Annotated in this window: 18 protein-coding genes; 2 read left to right on the top strand and 16 right to left on the bottom strand. The window is 63.8% G+C overall.

Annotation, left to right across the window (positions count from 1 at the left end; translation table 11 throughout):
- The coding region (locus tag BLP73_RS07815) for an IS3 family transposase (protein WP_139165914.1) at positions 1 to 338 on the top strand (338 nt) is incomplete at its 5' end.
- Between the two features lie 375 nt (positions 339 to 713).
- Here BLP73_RS07815 and BLP73_RS07810 read toward each other — a convergent pair.
- From BLP73_RS07810 to BLP73_RS07755, 12 genes are all read right to left on the bottom strand, one after another.
- Positions 714 to 1,937 carry a hypothetical protein gene (locus BLP73_RS07810; protein ID WP_090742071.1) on the bottom strand — a complete coding sequence of 408 codons (1,224 nt, stop codon included), beginning with the start codon at positions 1,935 to 1,937 and terminating at the stop codon, positions 714 to 716.
- A 63-nt stretch (positions 1,938 to 2,000) separates the two neighbouring features.
- Positions 2,001 to 2,363, bottom strand: a complete 363-nt coding sequence (locus BLP73_RS07805) for a hypothetical protein (RefSeq protein ID WP_139165913.1) — start codon at positions 2,361 to 2,363, stop codon at positions 2,001 to 2,003.
- 78 nt (positions 2,364 to 2,441) lie between these two features.
- Positions 2,442 to 3,962 (bottom strand): UbiA family prenyltransferase, encoded by a 1,521-nt coding sequence (locus BLP73_RS07800; RefSeq protein ID WP_245686598.1) that lies wholly within the window; start codon positions 3,960 to 3,962, stop codon positions 2,442 to 2,444.
- Positions 3,963 to 4,384: 422 nt separating this feature from the next.
- Positions 4,385 to 5,428, bottom strand: a complete 1,044-nt coding sequence (locus BLP73_RS07795) for an ABC transporter ATP-binding protein (protein WP_090742062.1) — start codon at positions 5,426 to 5,428, stop codon at positions 4,385 to 4,387.
- Complete coding sequence (locus BLP73_RS07790; protein WP_090742059.1) at positions 5,425 to 6,417, bottom strand: ABC transporter ATP-binding protein; 993 nt, start codon at positions 6,415 to 6,417, stop codon at positions 5,425 to 5,427. The genes BLP73_RS07795 and BLP73_RS07790 overlap by 4 nt, the downstream gene beginning before the upstream one ends.
- The gene (locus tag BLP73_RS07785; protein WP_090742056.1) at positions 6,417 to 7,289 is read right to left on the bottom strand and encodes an ABC transporter permease; all 873 of its coding nucleotides are present in this window, start codon (positions 7,287 to 7,289) and stop codon (positions 6,417 to 6,419) included. The genes BLP73_RS07790 and BLP73_RS07785 overlap by 1 nt, the downstream gene beginning before the upstream one ends.
- Positions 7,289 to 8,224, bottom strand: coding sequence for an ABC transporter permease (locus BLP73_RS07780; RefSeq protein WP_090742053.1), 936 nt, complete (start codon positions 8,222 to 8,224; stop codon positions 7,289 to 7,291). Before BLP73_RS07780 ends, BLP73_RS07785 begins: the two co-directional genes overlap by 1 nt.
- 11 nt (positions 8,225 to 8,235) lie before the next feature.
- Positions 8,236 to 9,828, bottom strand: a complete 1,593-nt coding sequence (locus tag BLP73_RS07775) for an ABC transporter substrate-binding protein (RefSeq protein ID WP_090742050.1) — start codon at positions 9,826 to 9,828, stop codon at positions 8,236 to 8,238.
- 27 nt (positions 9,829 to 9,855) lie between these two features.
- Complete coding sequence (locus tag BLP73_RS07770) at positions 9,856 to 11,013, bottom strand: mandelate racemase/muconate lactonizing enzyme family protein (RefSeq protein ID WP_090742046.1); 1,158 nt, start codon at positions 11,011 to 11,013, stop codon at positions 9,856 to 9,858.
- A 53-nt stretch (positions 11,014 to 11,066) separates the two neighbouring features.
- Positions 11,067 to 11,894 carry a hypothetical protein gene (locus tag BLP73_RS07765; RefSeq protein WP_139165912.1) on the bottom strand — a complete coding sequence of 276 codons (828 nt, stop codon included), beginning with the start codon at positions 11,892 to 11,894 and terminating at the stop codon, positions 11,067 to 11,069.
- The gene (locus BLP73_RS07760; protein WP_090742039.1) at positions 11,891 to 13,144 is read right to left on the bottom strand and encodes a CaiB/BaiF CoA transferase family protein; all 1,254 of its coding nucleotides are present in this window, start codon (positions 13,142 to 13,144) and stop codon (positions 11,891 to 11,893) included. The genes BLP73_RS07765 and BLP73_RS07760 overlap by 4 nt, the downstream gene beginning before the upstream one ends.
- Entirely contained in the window at positions 13,141 to 14,214 is a 1,074-nt protein-coding gene (locus tag BLP73_RS07755) for a CoA transferase (RefSeq protein ID WP_090742036.1), read from the bottom strand. Before BLP73_RS07755 ends, BLP73_RS07760 begins: the two co-directional genes overlap by 4 nt.
- Positions 14,215 to 14,353: 139 nt before the next feature.
- On the opposite strand from BLP73_RS07755, the gene BLP73_RS07750 reads away from it, so the two are divergent.
- A complete protein-coding gene (locus tag BLP73_RS07750; RefSeq protein ID WP_090742032.1) occupies positions 14,354 to 15,415 on the top strand; it encodes a LacI family DNA-binding transcriptional regulator in 1,062 nt (353 codons plus the stop codon).
- On the opposite strand, the gene BLP73_RS07745 is transcribed toward BLP73_RS07750, so the two are convergent.
- From BLP73_RS07745 to BLP73_RS07730, 4 genes are all read right to left on the bottom strand, one after another.
- Positions 15,412 to 16,377 carry an NAD(P)-dependent oxidoreductase gene (locus BLP73_RS07745; RefSeq protein ID WP_090742029.1) on the bottom strand — a complete coding sequence of 322 codons (966 nt, stop codon included), beginning with the start codon at positions 16,375 to 16,377 and terminating at the stop codon, positions 15,412 to 15,414. The genes BLP73_RS07750 and BLP73_RS07745 overlap by 4 nt on opposite strands.
- A complete protein-coding gene (gene acuI, locus BLP73_RS07740; RefSeq protein WP_090742173.1) occupies positions 16,374 to 17,366 on the bottom strand; it encodes an acrylyl-CoA reductase (NADPH) in 993 nt (330 codons plus the stop codon). Before acuI ends, BLP73_RS07745 begins: the two co-directional genes overlap by 4 nt.
- A complete protein-coding gene (gene acuR / locus BLP73_RS07735) occupies positions 17,299 to 18,036 on the bottom strand; it encodes an acrylate utilization transcriptional regulator AcuR (RefSeq protein WP_090742027.1) in 738 nt (245 codons plus the stop codon). The genes acuI and acuR overlap by 68 nt, the downstream gene beginning before the upstream one ends.
- 243 nt (positions 18,037 to 18,279) lie before the next feature.
- Complete coding sequence (locus BLP73_RS07730; RefSeq protein ID WP_090742170.1) at positions 18,280 to 18,564, bottom strand: DUF2218 domain-containing protein; 285 nt, start codon at positions 18,562 to 18,564, stop codon at positions 18,280 to 18,282.
- Positions 18,565 to 18,628: the final 64 nt, after the last annotated feature.

Raw genomic sequence — 18,628 nt, 5'->3', positions numbered from 1 at the left:
AGCGGCGCAAGCCCAAGAACAAGGTGCTGATCCACTCGGACCAGGGCAGTCAGTTCACCAGCATGGACTGGACTGCGTTCCTGCGCGCCCACAATCTTGAGCATTCGATGAGCCGCCGCGGCAACTGCCATGACAATGCCGTTGCGGAGAGCTTCTTCAACCTGCTCAAGCGCGAGCGGATCAGGCGCAGGACCTACCGGACACGCGAAGAAGCCAGGCAGGACGTGTTCGATTACATCGAGATGTTCTGCAACCCGAAGCGCAAGCACGCGAGAAACGGAATGCTGTCGCCTGCGGAGTTCGAGCGACGGCAGATGATGAGACGTGAAGGCGTCTAAGAAACTCGGGGCTGTTCAAGTTGATCAGCATGCCTCTGCGCTCCAGCAGCAGACCGATCCGCCGATAGCCCAACCGGTGCCGCAACATTGCGATCTTATGCCTCGCTCGGCTGCGTATTTGCGCCGCACCGTCTTCAGATCGATGACCTGTCAGAACACAGGCCCGGCGTCGCGCGATGTCATGATTGCGCATCGCCTTTGAACGCTGCGGCCCGCTGCCCCAGTGACGGCGACAGACCTCCGCCGTCTCCATCTCGGCTTCCCGCCCCTTGATCATCCCCATGATCTGCGCCCCGGTGAAGCGGCTTTTCCTCATGTCATTTGCTCATCTGTGGTAAAGCAAACGCTACATCACACCGAGGGATGTTCCGGGAGCTAGGTCGGTACCACCAGCAGTTCGTTGGCTTCAAGAAAGAGAGGAACGTTATTTAAAGGCGCAACTAGAGCGAAAATAAGTGCAGCGATCCGGCACAGAGTTGCCAAAGGCCCCAGGAAGCCAAGCGCCAGAACAACCATGAACGCCGGGAGGAAATGCGCGGCGTACAGGAACGGCTCGTCTCCGTAGACCATGTGCAACATGAACTGGAACCCGATGAACAACCCCGGGATCAGGGCTAGCCGCCTTAACCGGCCTTCTTGGCGAAGGGCGGCTATGGCGGCCACAAATACGACCAGCAGCGCAACGAGTGCCACCCATCCTGCCACACCATAGGAGAGATGCACGGGCCGGATGCCTTGGGCTTCTGTCATGATGCTGTCAGGCGCAACCCACGGTGCCAGCCAGAAGCTGGCTAGATTGCCACCAAAGCCGAGCGACCAACCGACCTCATTCACGACTGAAACGAACGACAACTCATCCGTGAAGGCACCCGGCAGGAAGAAGAACTGCGAGGTCGGCAGATACGCCTTCTGCCAAACTGCCAGTACGGCAACCAGCGTCGTCGCAAGGAGCGCAACCTTGAGCGTGTTGAACCGGCCCAAACGAAAGGCGCTGGCGATCAACGCCGCGGCGATATTGGTCGTCGTTATCGCCAACGCAAAGCTGCTCGCCAGGACCCAAGCGAGCAAGCTGGTTCGCGACAGGATCGGCATCATCAGAGCGATCGCGACACTCATGCCGCCGAAGGGGAAAGTCTCGGGTACGCTCCACCAGAAGACGAACGTCGCTGACCCGATGAACATGAGACACAGGAGGATCGCATCCACACGACAGAGTTCCAGCAGCCGTGCACTAAGGTAGAGGATGCTCGCAGTTGCCGCGGCGCTCAGCGCAACAACAGCCTGTGCGGCCTGCTCTGGTGAAAGTCCAACGCCCATCAAGCTTCGGGTGGGGGGGAAGAGAAGGAACGTGAAGACGGGATGCACGGTTGATCGAAATTGGGCGAAGCGTCCCCCGCCCGTCATGTAGTCAAAGACACGATTTATGTCGGCCCCGTAGTACAGGTCGACGTCAATGTACAAGACCGGCGCCAGTTGCGCGCCAAGGACAAACGAGACGCCTGCGGCCACTGCGCCGATCAGCACGAAGATGAAAAGGTCTACCGCAAAACTGACACGAGTTGCGTCGCCCTCTCCGCGGGCAGAGCCTTCAATCATCATTGTGTGGTTCCTATGCATGCCATTTCTCTGAAAACTGGCACAGTTGCCGCCGATACGATAACGTCACGTGCTTTCCGACATCGCAGTGACCACCAGCCCAAGGATGATCAGCCCGAGGCCTGCCGCACGCGCCGCGTTGACTGTCTCTTGCTGGAGCAGCACTCCGAGCGCGGTCAGCATGACCATCGCCATCGCTGTCACAGCTGTATATGTCAGGCTCAGGGAGTGCAGGCGAATTGCTGCGACAAAGGCCGTCAACAAGATCGCGGCGCTTGCGACGGCAAGCCACATCCAGCCAGAGGCGATGATCGAGATGATCAGCGATTTCAGGGAGCCAAGGTCAAGCGCTTGCCCCCCGCGCTTGAGGCACATGTTCAACCCGACATTTGCGCAGGCAGCGATAGTAATGAGTAACCAATGGTTCATCGTGCTTCCAAAGATACCAAGAGTGTCACCTTCGCACGGGACTAGCTACTGAATAGCTGCTGGACAACGCGCACATGCCTAACCTGCTGCCGCCATCAGAAAGAAGCTTAACATGACAACACCGCAGGTTGCACTTACGCGATCCCTCATGGTGAAGACGAGTGGATCATCTGTCATGAAGCCGCGCGTTGTCATAAGCTGCATGCGGCCGAGCCACAGCATCAGAATTGGACAGATCAGCAGCAATATGATGGGTTTCGAGAACTGCAACTGCACGGATGTGTCCTGCGTGTAAAGCGCAAAGACCAAGACTGCCGCCTGCGCGCTACTGATGGACATTGCACGATATATCGGCAGGTCGCTGACCAGCAGATTTCGCCCCGCTGTTTCAGTCTTGCCTCGATTGGTCAGATCCTCGAGTTCGGCTTGCCGCTTGATGGTCGCCAAGGAAAAGAAGAGGAACATCGAGAACACGAGCAACCATGGCGAGAGCACGATGCCCGTGGCGAGACTTCCGGCCACGATCCGCAGCGTGTAGAGCACTGCAAGCGTTATCACGTCTGCCATCATCTTCCGCTTCAACGAAAGAGAATAGACCGTCGTGATAACGAGATATGTCAGCAACATGCCGAGGAACGGGCCAGGCAGAAGCAGCGCGAGGCTGAACGCGAGCAGCAGAAGCGCGGCGCTTGCCACTGCCCCTTGAGCGGCTGTGGCCTCGCCCGAAGCAAAGGGGCGGAACCGCTTGCGCGGATGCCGGCGGTCGTTCGGTAGATCCAGCAGATCGTTGACGATGTACACCGCTGAGGCAGCAAAGGAGAAGCACAAGAACGCCAGAGCTGCCGCGGGCAGCGCAGCAAGGTTGAATGCCGTGAGAACCGGGAGGAAGATCAGAAGGTTCTTTGCCCATTGGTGAGGCCTGCACGCGCGGATCATTGCGCGGAGGGGCCAACCTGTTCTTTGCCCGATCTCCACAAGCGGGATGCCTTGCGCGTGCGCCAGCCGACGCGTTGCCGGAGCCAGCCGGACTCCGACCGCTTCTCGCGCCGCGGTCCAGACAGGAAGGTCAGTCGCGCTGTCGCCGATATAGTCGAAACCCCTATGCCCAAAATGCTGGACCAGAAGATCCGCCTTGGCCGCACCGCGTAGATTTGCATCATTTGCCGCTGTGCCGGTTCCTACCACAAGATCGAACAGCTGAAGGTGATTTGCAACAGCTTCCACCTGACGATGATCCGCTGCTGAAACCAGCGCAACCGAGCGACCACGCTCTCGTGCTTGCGCTATGAGATGAAGGACATCGGGGTCATATGGAAGAAGCGAGGGGTCAAGCAGGCTGCGTTCCGCAACTTCTTGTTTGAAACCGCTCCGCCCTCGCATGAGCCAAGAAGGCAACTTGAACAGCAACAATGGGTGTTGTGCTACCAGTGATGCGAGTCCCTCATGCAACGTGTCGGTACGAACCAGGGTGCCGTCCAGATCTACAACGAGAGGAACGGAGCTTTCGTGTTGTTGTTGGACTGTATCCATTGCGGCGAAACTAAAGTTCCCGCCTGCATTTTGAAGACCTTGTACCGCTTGCGCTTCCGGATGGCGCATCTGGATCACCTTTAACCACCTACTGTGCAGCAGATTTGCAGCGTGCCGCTACGAACCTCTAGCATGATAAGGCACTGGCTCAAGCATCCAACTGTTAGGCAGGCACTTTCAGACGGAGTCAGCTTGCCGATTTGGCATTGCCTGCGCTACATTTTGACATGACCCGGCCAGGCTCAAAGACCGTTCTGACTCCAGCGTCGTAGCGGTTCCGGGAGAGTAAAATCTTTCTCCCTCAACCGGATGTCAATTTGATCCAGTAGCTTAACGTCCTTCCTTGCGAGAGACCGTTTCGCGCATCGTTTTGGAAACGTTTCTACAGAACCCACCGTCATAATATTATTATAACTGCGTTTTTCATCAAATTGCGTACGTATTCTTGCCTGGCGAGTAATCAGTCCATCCAAGCTGAAACTGCACGTCTTTCAGGCTCGGGCGCGGGGCGAGTTGGATTTGTCCAGACTTGGTCCTGCCGCGGCCACGCCGAGGGAATTGGGTGCGGCGAAGTGGCAGGCGGCCATCTGCCCGGGCGCGACTTGGGCCAGCGGAGGGCGCTCGACGCGGCAGATCCCTTGGGCCAGGGGACAGCGTGTGTGAAAGCTGCAACCTTCCGGAACGGCCGTCGGGCTGGGGACGTCGCCCTTGAGAACAATCCGGCGATAGGGGCGATCGAGACGAGCCTCGGGGGCCGCAGAGAGAAGCGCCTGCGTGTAGGGGTGCTGTGGCACCTCGTAGATCTGGCGCTTGGTGCCGATTTCCATCACCTGTCCCAGGTACATGACGGCAACGCGATGGGCGATGTGGCGGACCACCGCCAGGTCATGGGCGATGAACAGAAAGGAAAACTGCTTCTCCTGCTGCAGGTCTTGCATCAGGTTGATGATCTGCGCCTGGATCGAGACATCGAGCGCCGAGACCGGCTCGTCCGCGACGATGAAGCTGGGATCGACCGACAGCGCCCGCGCAATGCCGATCCGCTGGCGCTGGCCGCCCGAGAACTGGCGCGGATTGCGGTCCATCACCGAAGGGGGCAGGCCGACCTGGGTCAGCAGCTCGGCCACGCGCTCGCGCATCTGGCGGCGGTTCTTCACGAGGCCGAAGACCTGAAGCGGCTCGGCAATCAATTGGGCGATTGTGCGGCGGGGGCTGAGCGAGCCGTAAGGGTCCTGAAATACCATCTGCACCTTGCGGCGCATCTGTCGCATCTCGGCGCCGGACAGCGTCGTGATGTCCGTACCTTCGATGAGCACGCGTCCCGAACTGGGCTCGATCAGCCGCAGCAAGAGGCGGCCGAGCGTGGATTTCCCGCAACCGCTTTCACCGACAACGGCCAAGGTTTCGCCGCGGGTCATCTCGAAGCTTACCCCGTCGACGGCGCGCACGTCCGGCGGCGCGGGCCGCCACAGCCCGCCACCACCACCGGGAAAAATCTTGCCGACATTCTCGGCCTGAATGATCGGCTGGTTCATGCGGACCGCACCTCTGACAAATTTTGGGTGACCCAGCAGGCGGCTTGATGGCTACTCGAATGCCGCGACATGGCGGGCATGGTCTGCGCGCAGATGTTCTGGCGCAGATCACAGCGGGCGTAGAAGGGGCAGCCCTGCTTGATGCTGCCTGCCTGCGGAACCGAGCCGGGGATCTGGTAGAGGCGCGAGCGTTCGTCCGTCAGCGAGGGCACCGCGCGCAGAAGCCCCCGCGTATAAGGATGCTTCGGGTTCTCGAAGAGCGAGCGGATGTCGGCGTCCTCGACCACATGGCCGGCATACATGACCAGCACCCGCTCGCAGACCTCGGCGATGACGCCCAGATCGTGCGAGATCAGCAGGATCGCCGTGTTCAGTTTCTCGCGCACGTCCTTCATCAGGTCCAGCACCTGCGCCTGGATGGTGACATCCAGCGCGGTCGTTGGCTCGTCGGCGATGAGCAGCTTCGGGTTGCAGGCGACGGCGATGGCGATCATCACCCGCTGCCGCATCCCGCCCGAGAACTGGTGCGGATAGGCCTTTAGCCGGCTTTCAGGGTCCGGGATGCCGACGAGGCGCAGCAGCTGGATCACGCGGGCACGGCGCTCGGCGCGAGACATCCGCTCGTGCAGCATGATCGCCTCGCCGATCTGCGCCTCGACCGTCATGACCGGGTTCAGCGAGCTCATGGGTTCCTGGAAGATCATGGCGATGTCGCGGCCGCGCATGTGGCGCAGCTGCGATTTCGGCATCGCCAGAAGGTCGCGGCCCTCGAAGGTGATGCTGCCGGCGGCGATGCGGCTTGGCGGCTCGGGCACAAGGCGCAGGATCGACAGCGAGGTGATCGACTTGCCGGACCCGGATTCGCCGACGATGCCCACGGCCTCGCCCGGATCGACCCGCAGGTTCACGTCGTTGATGACGCGGATCGGGGCGGCCTTAGGGCCGAACTCGACGCAGAGGCCCTGGACGTTCAGAAGCGGCGCGCTCATCAGTTGATCTCCGGATCAAGTTCGTCGCGCACCTGGTCACCGATGATGCTGATCGCCAGCACGACGATGGTGATCGCAAGGCCCCCCGCGATGATCGGCCACGAGGTCGCGAAGATGTTGGCCAGCCCCTCGCGGATGATGTTGCCCCAGCTTGGGGCAGGGGGCTGCGTGCCGATGCCGAGAAAGCTCAGCGTCGCCTCCAGCCGGATCGAGGACGCGGCCCAAAGGGTCATCAGCACGACGATGGGCGCCATGATGTTCGGCACGACATGGCGCAGGATGATCACGGGCGTCCGGACGCCGGCGGCGATGGCGGATTCGATATAGGGCTCTTGCTTGACGGACAGCGTGGTTGCGCGGGCGACGCGGGCGAAGCCGGGGGTGAAGGCGACGGTCAGCACCGCGACGACGTTCCAGAAGCCTCCGCCGAGCGCGGCGGCGACCAGGATTGCCAGCAGCAGCTCGGGGAAGGACAGCAGCATGTCCACCAGCCGCGTCACGATCCGGTCGAGGATGCCGCCGAAATAGCCCGACAGCACTCCGAGAGTGCCGCCGATCAGCGCCGCCAGCACCGGCGACAGGAAGCCGAAGATCAGCGAGTTGCGCGAGCCCCAGATCATCCGCGACAGCACGTCCCGCCCGAACTGGTCCGTGCCCAGCCAATGCTCCCAAGAGGGCGGTTTGTTGATCGAGATGAAGCTCTGCGCCATCGGATCGTAGGGCGCCAGCCAAGGGGCAAAGGCCGCGACGAAGATGAACAGCGCCACGGTGATCGTCGCGATGACGGTGGCGGTGCGGCCGAAGAAGACGCGGCGCAGGCGCTGCGACAGGCCGGGCTCGGGCGGGGCGAAGTCCTGTTCGATGGTGGCCATCACTGCACCCGGATGCGGGGATCGACGGCCACGTAGACCAGATCCATGAGAAGGTTCACGATCACCACGACCGAGGCGAAGACGACGACCCCGGCCTGGATGACGGGGTAGTCACGCTCGGTGATGGCCTCGATCAGAAGGCGGCCGATGCCGGGGCGGTTGAAGACCAGCTCGACTGCGACTGAGCCCGAGAGGGTGGACAGGATCGACAGGCCGAGCCCAGTCGACAGCGGCAGCAGCGCGTTCCGCAGCCCGTGGCGGTAGACCACGCGCCGCTCGCTGGCGCCCTTGGCGCGGGCGGTGCGGACATAGTCGCGGCCCAGCACCTCCAGCAGCGAGGTGCGGGTCAGGCGGCCGATGAAGGCCATCTTCAGCATGGCCAGCGTCAGCGCAGGCAGCACGATGTGGTGCATGCGGCTGGCGAAGTCGGTCCCCGCGCCGTTGATCGGAAACCAGCCGAGGCTGAGCGAGAAGGTCAGCAGCAGCACCGCGCCCAGATAGAAGTCGGGCACCGCATAACCGACCAGCGAGAAGACGCGAAAGCCGTTGTCCTGCCACTTGTTGCGCCGCACGGCGGCCATGACGCCAAGCGGGATGCCGAAGGTGATCCCGATCACCATCGCCGCCAGCGTCAGCTCCAGCGTGTAGGGCAGGTTGTTCGCGATCAGCGTGGCGACCGGCGCATTCTTCACCAGCGAATTGCCGAAGTCGAAGGTGAACACGTCGCGCAGGAAGTTGAGGTATTGCAGCCAGAGCGGATCGTTCAGCCCGAACTGCTCGCGGAAGCGGGCGATGGTTTCGGGATGGGCGTTGTCGCCCAGCACCGCAAGCGCCGGATCGCCCGGCAGGATGCGCATGGCCAGAAAGACCAGCGTCAGGACCAGAAGGATCGTCGGGATCGAATCCAGCACCCGGACGAGGATGTACCGTGCCATGCGCGCCCGCCTTACGCTTTGGTGGCGCGGTGGAAGCGCCAGCGGGCGTAGCCGCTTTCGACCTCGTAGCCGAGGTCGACCCGCGGGTTGCGGATCGCCGTGAAGCCAAGCGTCATCAGCCCCATGACGGGCAGATCCTCTTGCAGCTTCAGCTCGATGCCGCGGCCGATCTCGGTATATTCCTCCATCGTGGTGGCGCGCTGCATGGCGGCCAGCTCGTCGTCAACGCCGGGGATGGTGATGCCGTAATGGGAATAGTTGGTCCCGCCGCTGCCGTCCGGCTTCACCTCGGCGCCGGTCGAGAGGTAGCGCATCATGTAGTCCAGCGCGACCGGCGGGAAGCTGGCGGCGTGCAGCGCCAGCGTGTTCTGGTCCTGCCGGTTCGAGCCGTGATAGGCCGAGTGGTCCATGATGTTCAGCCGCATGTTGATGCCCGACGCGCGCATCAGCTCCTGCACGATCAGCATGGACGAGCGGTAATCCTCGCGCTGGCTGGTATTCGCGGTGAACTCGATCCCGTTCGGGAAGCCCGCCTCGCGCAGCAGCTCGCGCGCGGCTTCGGGATCGTGGTCATAGCGCAGCTCCTCGGGCAGCTCGTCATGCGCCCATCCGGTGGGATATTCCGGCGGGGACAGCGTGAAGGTCGGCTGGCCCATAGGCGCCATGGCATTCGCCACGATCTCGGAGCTGATCGAAGTTGCAATCGCCTTGCGCACGAGCGGGTTGTCGAAGGGCGCGACGTTCAGGTTGAAGTGCAGCGTCATGAACGAGCCGGGATTGGTCATGTCCACCAGCAGCGAGCTGTCGCGCTGGCGGATCTGGTCGACCCAACCTGGCGCGCGCACCGCCTCGATGATGTCTACATCGCCCGAGATCAGCGCCAGCGTCTGCGCCGTCGTGTCGGCGATGTAGAGGCACTCGACCCGCTCGATGTTGGCGGGGCCGTCCCAGTAATCCTCGAACCTGCTGAGGAAGACGCCGTTCTCGATGTCGAAGCGGTCCAATTGATAGGGGCCGGTGCCGATGGAGTCGGTGTTGAAGCCCTCGCCCTTCTCCTCTTCGGCGCGCTTGGAGACGATCGAGGCGCCGTTCTGGAACACGGTCGAACCGAGGAACAGCGGATCGGGGCCGGTCAGGGTGAAGGTCACCTCGTAATCGCCCGATGCCTGCACGTCGGCAATGTTGCCCATGACTGCGGTGTTCACGCCGTCGAAGCGGGCGCGGTTGAAGCTGTGGACGACGTCCTCGGCCGTCATCTCGCCAAAGCCCTTGTGGAACTGCACGCCCTGCCGGATCTGGAACACCCAGGTCAGCCCGTCATCCGAGGCCTCCCAGCTTGTCGCCAGCGTCGGGACGTATTCGTCGTCGGTCGTGGCGAACTGGCCGTCGCGGGGGCGGACCAGCTGCTCGAACATCTGCTCGGTTGACCAGTTGTCGGCGCCCTGCGTCGTCTGGTTGGGATCGACGCTGCGCGGCCCGCCGGCGGACACGGCGATGCGGATGACGTTGCTGCTGTTCTGCGCCCAGAGCGCGGGCGCGGACAGCAAGCTGCCGGCCATGCCGAGCGCGCCAACCTGGAGCAGTCTTCTGCGATGCAGTCTCATTGTTGTCTCCTCCCTTGTTGTTCGTTCTCAGCCGATGCGCCGCCCCTCCAAAGCGGGCGCATCGACCGTTAGTCCAAGTCCCGGATCGTCGGTCAGCTCGAAGACCCCGTTCCTCGGCCTCGGCGGGTTCAGAAAGCCGCCGTCCATCCGTCCGGACGGATCGGCATATTCGGCCGGCCGCGTCATGTGCATCTGCGTCGCCACCACATGCAGGTTTGCGAGGTGGCCGATGACGGGCTGCGTCTGGTGGGGCACGATCTCGACCCCGTGGGCCTGGGCCAGCGCGTAGCAGCGCATCAGCCCGGTGATCCCGCCCATCTTGATGATGTCGGGCTGCACCATCCGCACGCCGGCCCGGATCAGGTCGGCGACCGCGTTCAGCGTGTAGGACTGCTCGCCGGCCGAGACGGTGATGTCCAGCTTGCGCGCGACCTCTCCCATACCGTGGATGTCGTAATGCTGGACCGGCTCCTCGAACCAGGCATAGCCCAGCTCCTCGAGCGCGCGGCCGACCCGGATCGCGCCGGCGACGCTGTAGAGGTTGTTGGCGTCGAAGGCGAGCGGCAGGTCCGGCCCGACCAGCTCGCGCACTGCGCGGGCCTTCGCGATGTCGCCGGGAATGTCCGCGTCCTGCTGCGTGCGGTCGCCGTCCCACCGGATCTTGATGGCCGCCGGCTGCTCGGCCGTCAGCCGCGCCTCGACCTCGTGCAGCATCGCGTCCGCGCTGCGCCGGGCATTGCCGCCGATCGAGGCGTAGAAGGGGATCTGCCGGCGCCACGCCCCACCCAGAAGGGCATGGATCGGCAGGCCCAGGATCTTGCCCTTCATGTCCCAGAGCGCGATATCGACGGCGGCAAGCGCCCCGGTCGCGGCGCCCTCGGGTCCGAGCTTGATGAGCTTGTGCAGCAGCCGGTCGTGAATGACCGATGTGTCGAACGGGCTGGCGCCGATCAGATCCGGCGCGATGTCCCGGTCGATGATGCCGAGAGAATGCTCGCCGCCCAGCATGGGCGAGGCCTCGCCGTAACCTTCCGTGCCATCGCTTGCCGTCACCCGAACCAATGCGCTGCGACGTCCGGGCGCGTCTTCGGCGGCCCAAGCGATCCGAAGCGTCTCGACCTGCGTGATGGTGACGGGGGCAGGGGGCGGGCCCGCGTTGTCTGTCGTGGCGCTGGTGGCCGGCATCTTGTCTTCTCCTCCATCTTCGACGCTAACAGGATTGCATCCGGATGCAATACTTAGTTCGTGGCGCGAGCCTCAGTGGGAGCGGGGTCGATCTGGAACAGGTTTGTCCGGCGGTGACGGGCCGCGAGCCGGTCGCCGTCAAGAACGAGGTACTCGTCGCTGACGAAGTAGTGCTTGCCGCCGCTTTCGAAGACTTCGGTGGCCACGGCCGAGGTGCTGACGCGGTCGCCGGGCCTGACGGCACAGTAGTGGCGCGTTTCGACGGCGGTAAAGATCGGCGGCATCGGAAGGATGAAGCTGCGCAAGACGTCATCCATCGTCAGCCGTACAAGGCAGCCGGGATGGGCGACGTCATTCTGCAGGAACACTGGATGGGTTTCGGCCATCGCGCGGCGCGACGCGGCAAGATCATCGGCCGTCAGAACGCGCTCGGACGTGTTGAACCGCGTGCCGGGGCGCATCCGGGCGGCGTCGATCGCCTCGCGCGTGTCGCGATGCGGTTGGAAGATCAGGTCTGCTTGCGGCGTTTCGTGCGCAGGTGCGCCGAGGGTGCCGGTCACAACCTCCTCCCCCAGCTGGTTCGTCACCGTCAGCCTGTGGCTGCCGTCAGGTTCGGCGCTTTGTGCGGCAATGGTCAGCAGGTCGCCGTTGAAGACGGGCCGCCGGAACCGGGTGGAAATGGCGCCGCGCTCGACCCAGTCCATCCCCCAGGCAGAGACGGCGAGACGTGCCGCATAGGTATAGACAAACGCGCCTGGCAGCAGAGCCGACCGATAGCCCATGCGCTGCGCCACCGAATCCTCGTGGATGCTGCCTTTGTAGCGGGGGTGGTCGTCCAGCAGGGCCTCGACCTCGATGCGAGCAGGGAAGGTCATGCTCATGCCTCTGCGTCCGGTGTGTCGGCGATGACGCGCGCGGCGTGAAGGCGCGCGATCGTAGCCGCGTCCATGCCCAGCACCTCGCTCAGAAGATGCGCATTGTCGGCGCCGAAGCAGGGGGCAGGGCGGTCGGCTGGCGCCGGACCGAGATGGAAGGGCAGGCCCGGATAGGGATGTGTGCCGGCAAGCGGATGCGTCACCGTCGAAAAGAACCCCCGTGCCCTCAGATAGGGCGAGGCAGCCAGATCGCGCGGCGTGTTCACCGGCGCGGCTGGAACGCCGGCGGCCTGAAGTCGCGCAGCCAGCGCGTGCTTGTCCTGCCCGCGCGTCCAATCTGCCAGAGCCTGATCGATGCGCGCGATGGCCGCCTTCCGTCCCGTCAGATGGCGCAGGCTGTCATCTCTGGCCAAATCCGGGCGCTGCATTTGCCGCGCCAGCGCCTGCCATTGTGCGTCGGTTTCGACAGCGAGTGCGATCCACTCATCCTCGCCCGCTGTCGGGTAACAGTCGTGCGGGCAGGCGTGGGCCACCCGATTGCCGTCCGGCACCGGCTCGCTTCCCTGCTCCGCCGCTGCCAGCAGTTCCGGGCCGATAAGCTGCATCGCTGCTTCGACCTGCGGCACCTCGACATGCTGGCCAAGCCCTGTCGCGTTGCGGCTGACAAGCGCCGTCAGCACGGCGGCGGCGGCGTTGAAGCCTCCGATCGGGTCCATGTATGACGGGCCAGTGACCGTCGGCTTGCCGCCGGGATAGGAAATCATCGCGGACATCCCTGCCGCCATCTCCATCGTTGGCCCAAGCGCGGCATAGCTGGAATGCGGCCCTTCGAGGCCGTAGGCAGGCATCTCGACCACGATAAGACCGGGGTTGTCCTCGCTAAGCGTCGCGTGATCCAGTCCGAGCCGTTTCAGCATCCCGCCCCGGAAGTTGCACAGCAGCACGTCGCTGGCGCAGATCAGGGCGCGCATGGCGGCCAAACCCTCGGGCTTCTTCAGGTCGATCACCAGCGATCTTTTGTTGAGGTTCTGCGAGTTGAACAAAAAGGTCCGGTCGTACTTGCGCGCGCCGGGATCAAGGTCAGGATAGCAGACCGGGCTCGGCTCACCCTTGTTCTGGCGCCAGGAATTGGTGCGCGTCGGGGACTCGACATGCGTAACATCGGCCCCGAGCCACGCCAGGATTCGGCCTGCCATCGGGCCGGCCCAAGCCGTCGTGAGCTCGATCACGCGGAGTCCTTCAAGAGGTCGGCTCATCCCGCCACCTTCCGCGCGCCAGGCTCGTCTTCCGTCGCAAGTTGTTGCGGTGCGCGCGACATTCGGAAGGGTCGTCCGAGGACCTGCACCTCTGCCCCCTCCATTCGAACGGTCTCCCAGAAGCCCCGAGCTTCAAGATGCGGGTTCTGCGCAAGCTCCGAGGACCGATAGGCGCAAGCGGCGATCACTTGTGCGTCTTGGAGGTGGCGCACGACCTCTTCGGCGTCTCGGTCGACCAGCGCCTCCTGGATCTCATCGAACAGCGCCGCCCAGTTCCGAGTCCGTGTAACGGGTTCGGCAAAGCGCGGATCGTCGATCAGGCACTCTAGGCCCAGCGTGCGGCACATCGCTGAAAAGCGGAACGGATAGACCCAGATGCAGACCCAGGTTCCCCGGCACAGCACCTGCCCGGCCGGGATCTCTTGATCACCGCGCCGCCTGTCGGTGCCGTTATAGGCGTGCTGCAAGACATAGGGAAAGCTCATCGCGGCCGCCGTCTCGGCGACATCCACCGAGGCATGGCGCGTCGCGCCGCCCTTATCTCGCGCCAGCAACAGGGCAATGGCGGAGATGTAGGCTGCAAGCCCGGCGGCATAGGCAGCGCGCTGCCCGGTCCCGAACAACGGAGGACGCCCTGCCTCACCGTTATTGTTCATCATGCCGGACAGCGCCTGCACGATCATCTCGCCCCCCTGCCAGTCCTTGTACGGCCCGTCTGTGCCGAAGTCCGAAACCTCCACTATGACGCAGTCTCCGTTGACGCTGCGGATCGCGTCGGCATCGAAACCTGCCGGCACCACTGCCAGGTCGGCCTCCGCCGCAAGTTCGGCAAGCTCTGACGACGTGGCTCCGGAGCGCAGCCGATGCAGTATCTTCCCGTGGTTCAGGTGGCGAAAGACAAGCGAGTCGCCGCTCATCGCCATCGGCGCCTGGCAACGCAGTGCCGAACCTTCCGCCGGCTCGATCAGCGTTACGCTGGCGCCGTAATCGGCCATCAGCCGGCAGCAGAATTGGCCCGCTACGGTTTCAGACAGGTCGATGACTCGGAAACGTTCCAGTGCAGTGATCATTGAGCTCCTCCTGAAGCTAGGCTAGGCAGTATTGCATCCGGATGCAAACTCAAATGAGGACGCGAGGCGGCAGGTGACAATTCGCATGGTGCTGCGCACGAAACGGGTTAAGTAAGAGGCTGACGGAGCGGAGGAGAGGATGGAGAAAATCGGCCGCCCAGAGGCGGAGGAGCAGCCGTCGCCCGGCCAACAGCGACAGGCCGCGCGCCCGGCGCTGACCGCACGCGATCTTGCCGATCTTATCGGCGTCAGTCAGTCCACGGTATCACGCGCGTTCTCGAAAGGAACCAGCGTCTCGCCCAAGACGCGCGCCTTCGTTCTCGATCAGGCCGAAAGGCTGGGCTACCGGCCAAACGTCATCGCGAGCTTCCTGTCGCGTCGCGCCAGCAGCATCGTCGGGGTGGTGACGGCAGATTTCACCAGCCCGGTCTACATCGACATGCTGGATCGCCTGTCTGTTCGGATGCAGGAGCTGGACATTCACCCGCTTCTCTTCAACCTGCAAGCCGGGGCGGACGCCGGCGACCAGCTTGCCGTGCTGCGTCAGTACAACATCGATACGGTCATCGTCATCTCCGGTCGGATCTCGCACATGTCCGTGGCGAAATGGGCGGCGGATGGGCGGCAGGTCATCCTGATGAACCGCGACATCCCTGACATGGCAATCGCGAGCGTGCGCTGCGACAACTCGGCCTCGTCGCTGGTGGCCGATCACCTTTATGAACTTGGCTTGAGACGTGTGGCCTTCGTCGGAGGGCCCGAGAGCTCGGCGGTCAGTGCCGAACGCGAGCAGGCATTCGTGCGTCGCGTGGCCGAACTGGGCATGGTGCTATGCGGCCGTGAGGGCGGGCGGGAGTTCACGCATCAGGCTGGGTTCGAAGAGACCCGGGCCGTCCTGGCGGCTCGCCCTGAGGCGATCTTCTATGCCACCGATCGGCTGGCGATCGGCGGTCTGGATGCGTTGGCCTGGAGCGGTGGGCTGAGCGTTCCAGGCGACGTGTCGGTCGTGGGTTTCGACAATATCGACATGGCCTCTTGGCCAGGCGTTCAATTGACAACCGTGCACCATGATGTTCCGCAGATCGTCGATGAAGCGATCGAGCTGCTTCAGCAAATCCGCGAGGGTCGTGAGGGCGTGCGCAAGCACCTCGTCCGAGGGGATCTTGTGGTGCGCGCGACCACCGGGCCGGCGAAGCGCTAGTAGCCTGCTTCGCGGGAAACAACCCCGTGCATGTCTTCGGCACGCCCCTGAAGGAACGCCCGAAGATTTCGAGCGAGGATGTCCTGCCCACGCTGACGCGTGAGCGGTCCGGAATGGGACACATGCCCGGTCAGCCGGACGCGGGGATGGGTGTAGAGCCAGTGATCCTCAGGCGGCGGTTCGGGCACGGCCACATCAAGGCTGGCCATCGCAAGACGATCTTCGTCCAGCGCCTCGCGCAGCGCGTCGGTATCGATGATCGCGCCGCGCGCGACGTTGATGAGGTGCGCGCCACGATGCATCGCGGCGAGCGCGCTCTTGTCGATCATTCCCCGTGTCTCATCCGTCAGCGGCGTGCAGATCACCAAGTGATCGCTTTCTGCAAGCAACTCATCGAAAGTGACAGCACTGACTTTGGGACAGCCCGTTCGGGCTCCGTGACGGCGATGAGCGATCAGGCGGACGCCGAAGGGCACCAGCCGTGCGGCCACCGCGCGCCCGATCTCGCCGAAGCCCAGAAGACCAACTGTTCTACCGCTCAAGCCCCCAAGCGGGGGTTGCGCCCATGCAGCCGGGCTATGCGCCAGGATCTGCGGCAGGCGCTTTTCGAACGCGAGCGCCATCATCACCACGTATTCCGCGATGGCATCGGCCTGCGCCCCGCGCGAGACGGTCACCAACTCTGGCTCCAGCAGCCAGCGCGGCATTCGGTCGATGCCGGTCGAGCCGAAATGCACCCACCTGAGCTGCCACGGCCAGCCGGTGGGGCGAGGGGTGTCGGGACCTATTCCGCGCATCGCCGCTGGAAACGTCAGCAGGGCATCGGCATCCGGCCCGCCGAATGGACTGGCGGGAGGCACCGCGCGAAGCCTGGCCTGTCCGCCCGCCACTGCCTCCAGCGAAGCGACAGCTTCCGGCGGATGCTGGTGCAGGATCAGGAGCTTGCCATCATCCTCGGTCACGATTCTGCGCCCAGGACCGGAACGACAAGTCGGCCGCGCACCTGCCCGGCCATCATCTTTCGAGCGGTGGGGATTACCTCCTCCAACGGGATCTCACTGGTCAGGGCCTCGAGCTTGGCCGGGTCAAGATCGCGTGCCAGTCGCCCCCATGCTTCAAGGCGCCGCGGGCGCGGGCACATGACACTGTCGACACCCGCCAAGGTGATGCCGCGGAGGATGAACGGGGCGACCGAGGTAGGCAGCGACATGCTCGCGGCCAGTCCGCAGGCCGCAACTGTCCCGCCGTAGCGCATCGCCGCGCAGACATTGGCAAGAACATGCCCCCCCGCGACGTCGACGGCGCCGGCCCAACGCTCGCGGCTGAGGGGTTTGCCGGCTTCGGCATATTCGGCCCGGTCAACAATCTCGACCGCCCCGAGCGAGGTCAGAAAGTCGCGTTCCTCGGGGCGCCCGGTCATTGCAGCAACGCGATAGCCAAGTCGTGACAGAAGAGCGACAGCGACGCTGCCGACTCCGCCAGCCGCACCCGTAACCAATACCTCGCCTTGCTCAGGCGTGACCCCGCCGCGCTCCAGCGCCATCACACACAGCATGGCCGTGTAACCGGCCGTGCCTATCGCCGCTGCCTGCCGCAGGGTGAACGCCGGCTCCAGCGGTACCAGCCAGTCGCCATTCAGCCGAGCCCGCTCCGCCAGCCCGCCCCAATGCTTCTCGCCAACGCCCCACCCGTTCAACACGACCTTGTCCCCGGGGCTGTAGGCCGGGTTGTCCGACGCCTCGACGACGCCGGCAAGATCGATGCCGGGAACCATCGGGAAGCTGCGCACGACGGGGCCGCTGCCGGTGATCGCCAAGGAATCTTTGTAGTTCAACGTCGAGTAGGCAACGCGAACCGTGACATCGCCCTGCGGCAGTTGCGCCTCATCCAGATCGACCAGCTTCGCATCTGTCTCGTCGCCCGTCTTCTCGATCAAGATTGCCTTGAACATTCCCAACTCCCGTTTTTGTCGATGATGCAGCGACCGCCACAAGAAAATGCCGCGCGAAGCAATCCAGCGGAGCGGTGCTGCGCTCGAGCCTCGCGCGCAGAACAGCGCCTTCCCAACCGATCCAGAAGACGCGCGCCTGCTCGGCAGGATCGGCATCGCGCGATGTTTCACCAGCCTGCTGCGCATCGCGCAGACAGGCGGCGACCCGGTCCTCCCAGCCCGCCAGAACGTTGCGCAAGGCATCGCGGAAGCTCGACGGCAGCGACTGGATATCCTGGCCGAGATTTCCAACGACACATCCGCGCCGGAAGTCATGGCGTGTCATCCCGGCTTTTGCATCCTCCACGAAGGCGGCAAGCCGCTCCAGAGGTCGACGTTCGTCCGAAAGAAGATGGCGATCCAGCTTGCGGTCGAAATAGGTGCTATAGGCTGACAGCACGCTCAGTCCGAACGCTTCCTTGCTCGGGAACAGGCTGTAGAAGGAGCCTTTCGGAATACTCGTGCGCCGCAAGAGCCCGTCCAAGCCCGCTGCGACATATCCGTGCTCGGACAGCGCTTCGACACCTGCTTCTACCACCGAACGACGCATGTCCTGAAGCGTCGCCTGCGAGCGGGCAGGACGACCACGTCGGCCATGCTTCTGGTTCTCGTTCGTCGCCGGAGAGATCATGGATAATTTCTAGACCGATCGTCTCGAAATGCAACAGCTTCTGGGCGTCCACCAACGAACGATCAGCTTCCACTGCGATGTTCGGCGCAGGCACTGCGCTCTGCTGCACGGTGCGACAAGCGGACGGTGCGCATTCATGCAGATGCCACCGATACGAAGGGAGAGGCCCGCCGTCCGATGGCGTCGATGAAGCGGCGCCCCGGCATTGATTGTAGCAGCGATCTCCGCCGCGCCTGGCTCCGGTCAGGCTGGGGACCAGACCAGCGGGGCCGGGGCCTCGCGATGGGCGAAGCGCAGGAGGTGTCTCTCCAGCACATCCTGAAGCTGCACCTGCGTAGCGGCATCGGCCGCCTCGACCGTCAGCGCCAGCCCTTCCGGCACTTCAGCGAGCGTCGCGAGACCGTCGTCAAAGCGGAACTCGGCGCGGGTGGCGGCGTCCGTCACCGAAATCTTGTGGCTGAAATGCTTGGCCATCGTGCCGCGCAGGGCAGCCGGGCGGGCGGTCGGGAAGATCGCGTTCGTCTTCATCTTGAGCTCCAAGTGTCGTTGCAAGCAGGCGCCAAGGCACCCGCCGTGAGTCCCTCAAACAGCC

It is taken from the genome of Paracoccus tibetensis (genome assembly GCF_900102505.1).
GTDB lineage: Bacteria > Pseudomonadota > Alphaproteobacteria > Rhodobacterales > Rhodobacteraceae > Paracoccus > Paracoccus tibetensis.
The sequence above is the reverse complement of the archived record's forward strand: the minus strand, read 5'-3'. Positions and strand labels throughout refer to the sequence as shown.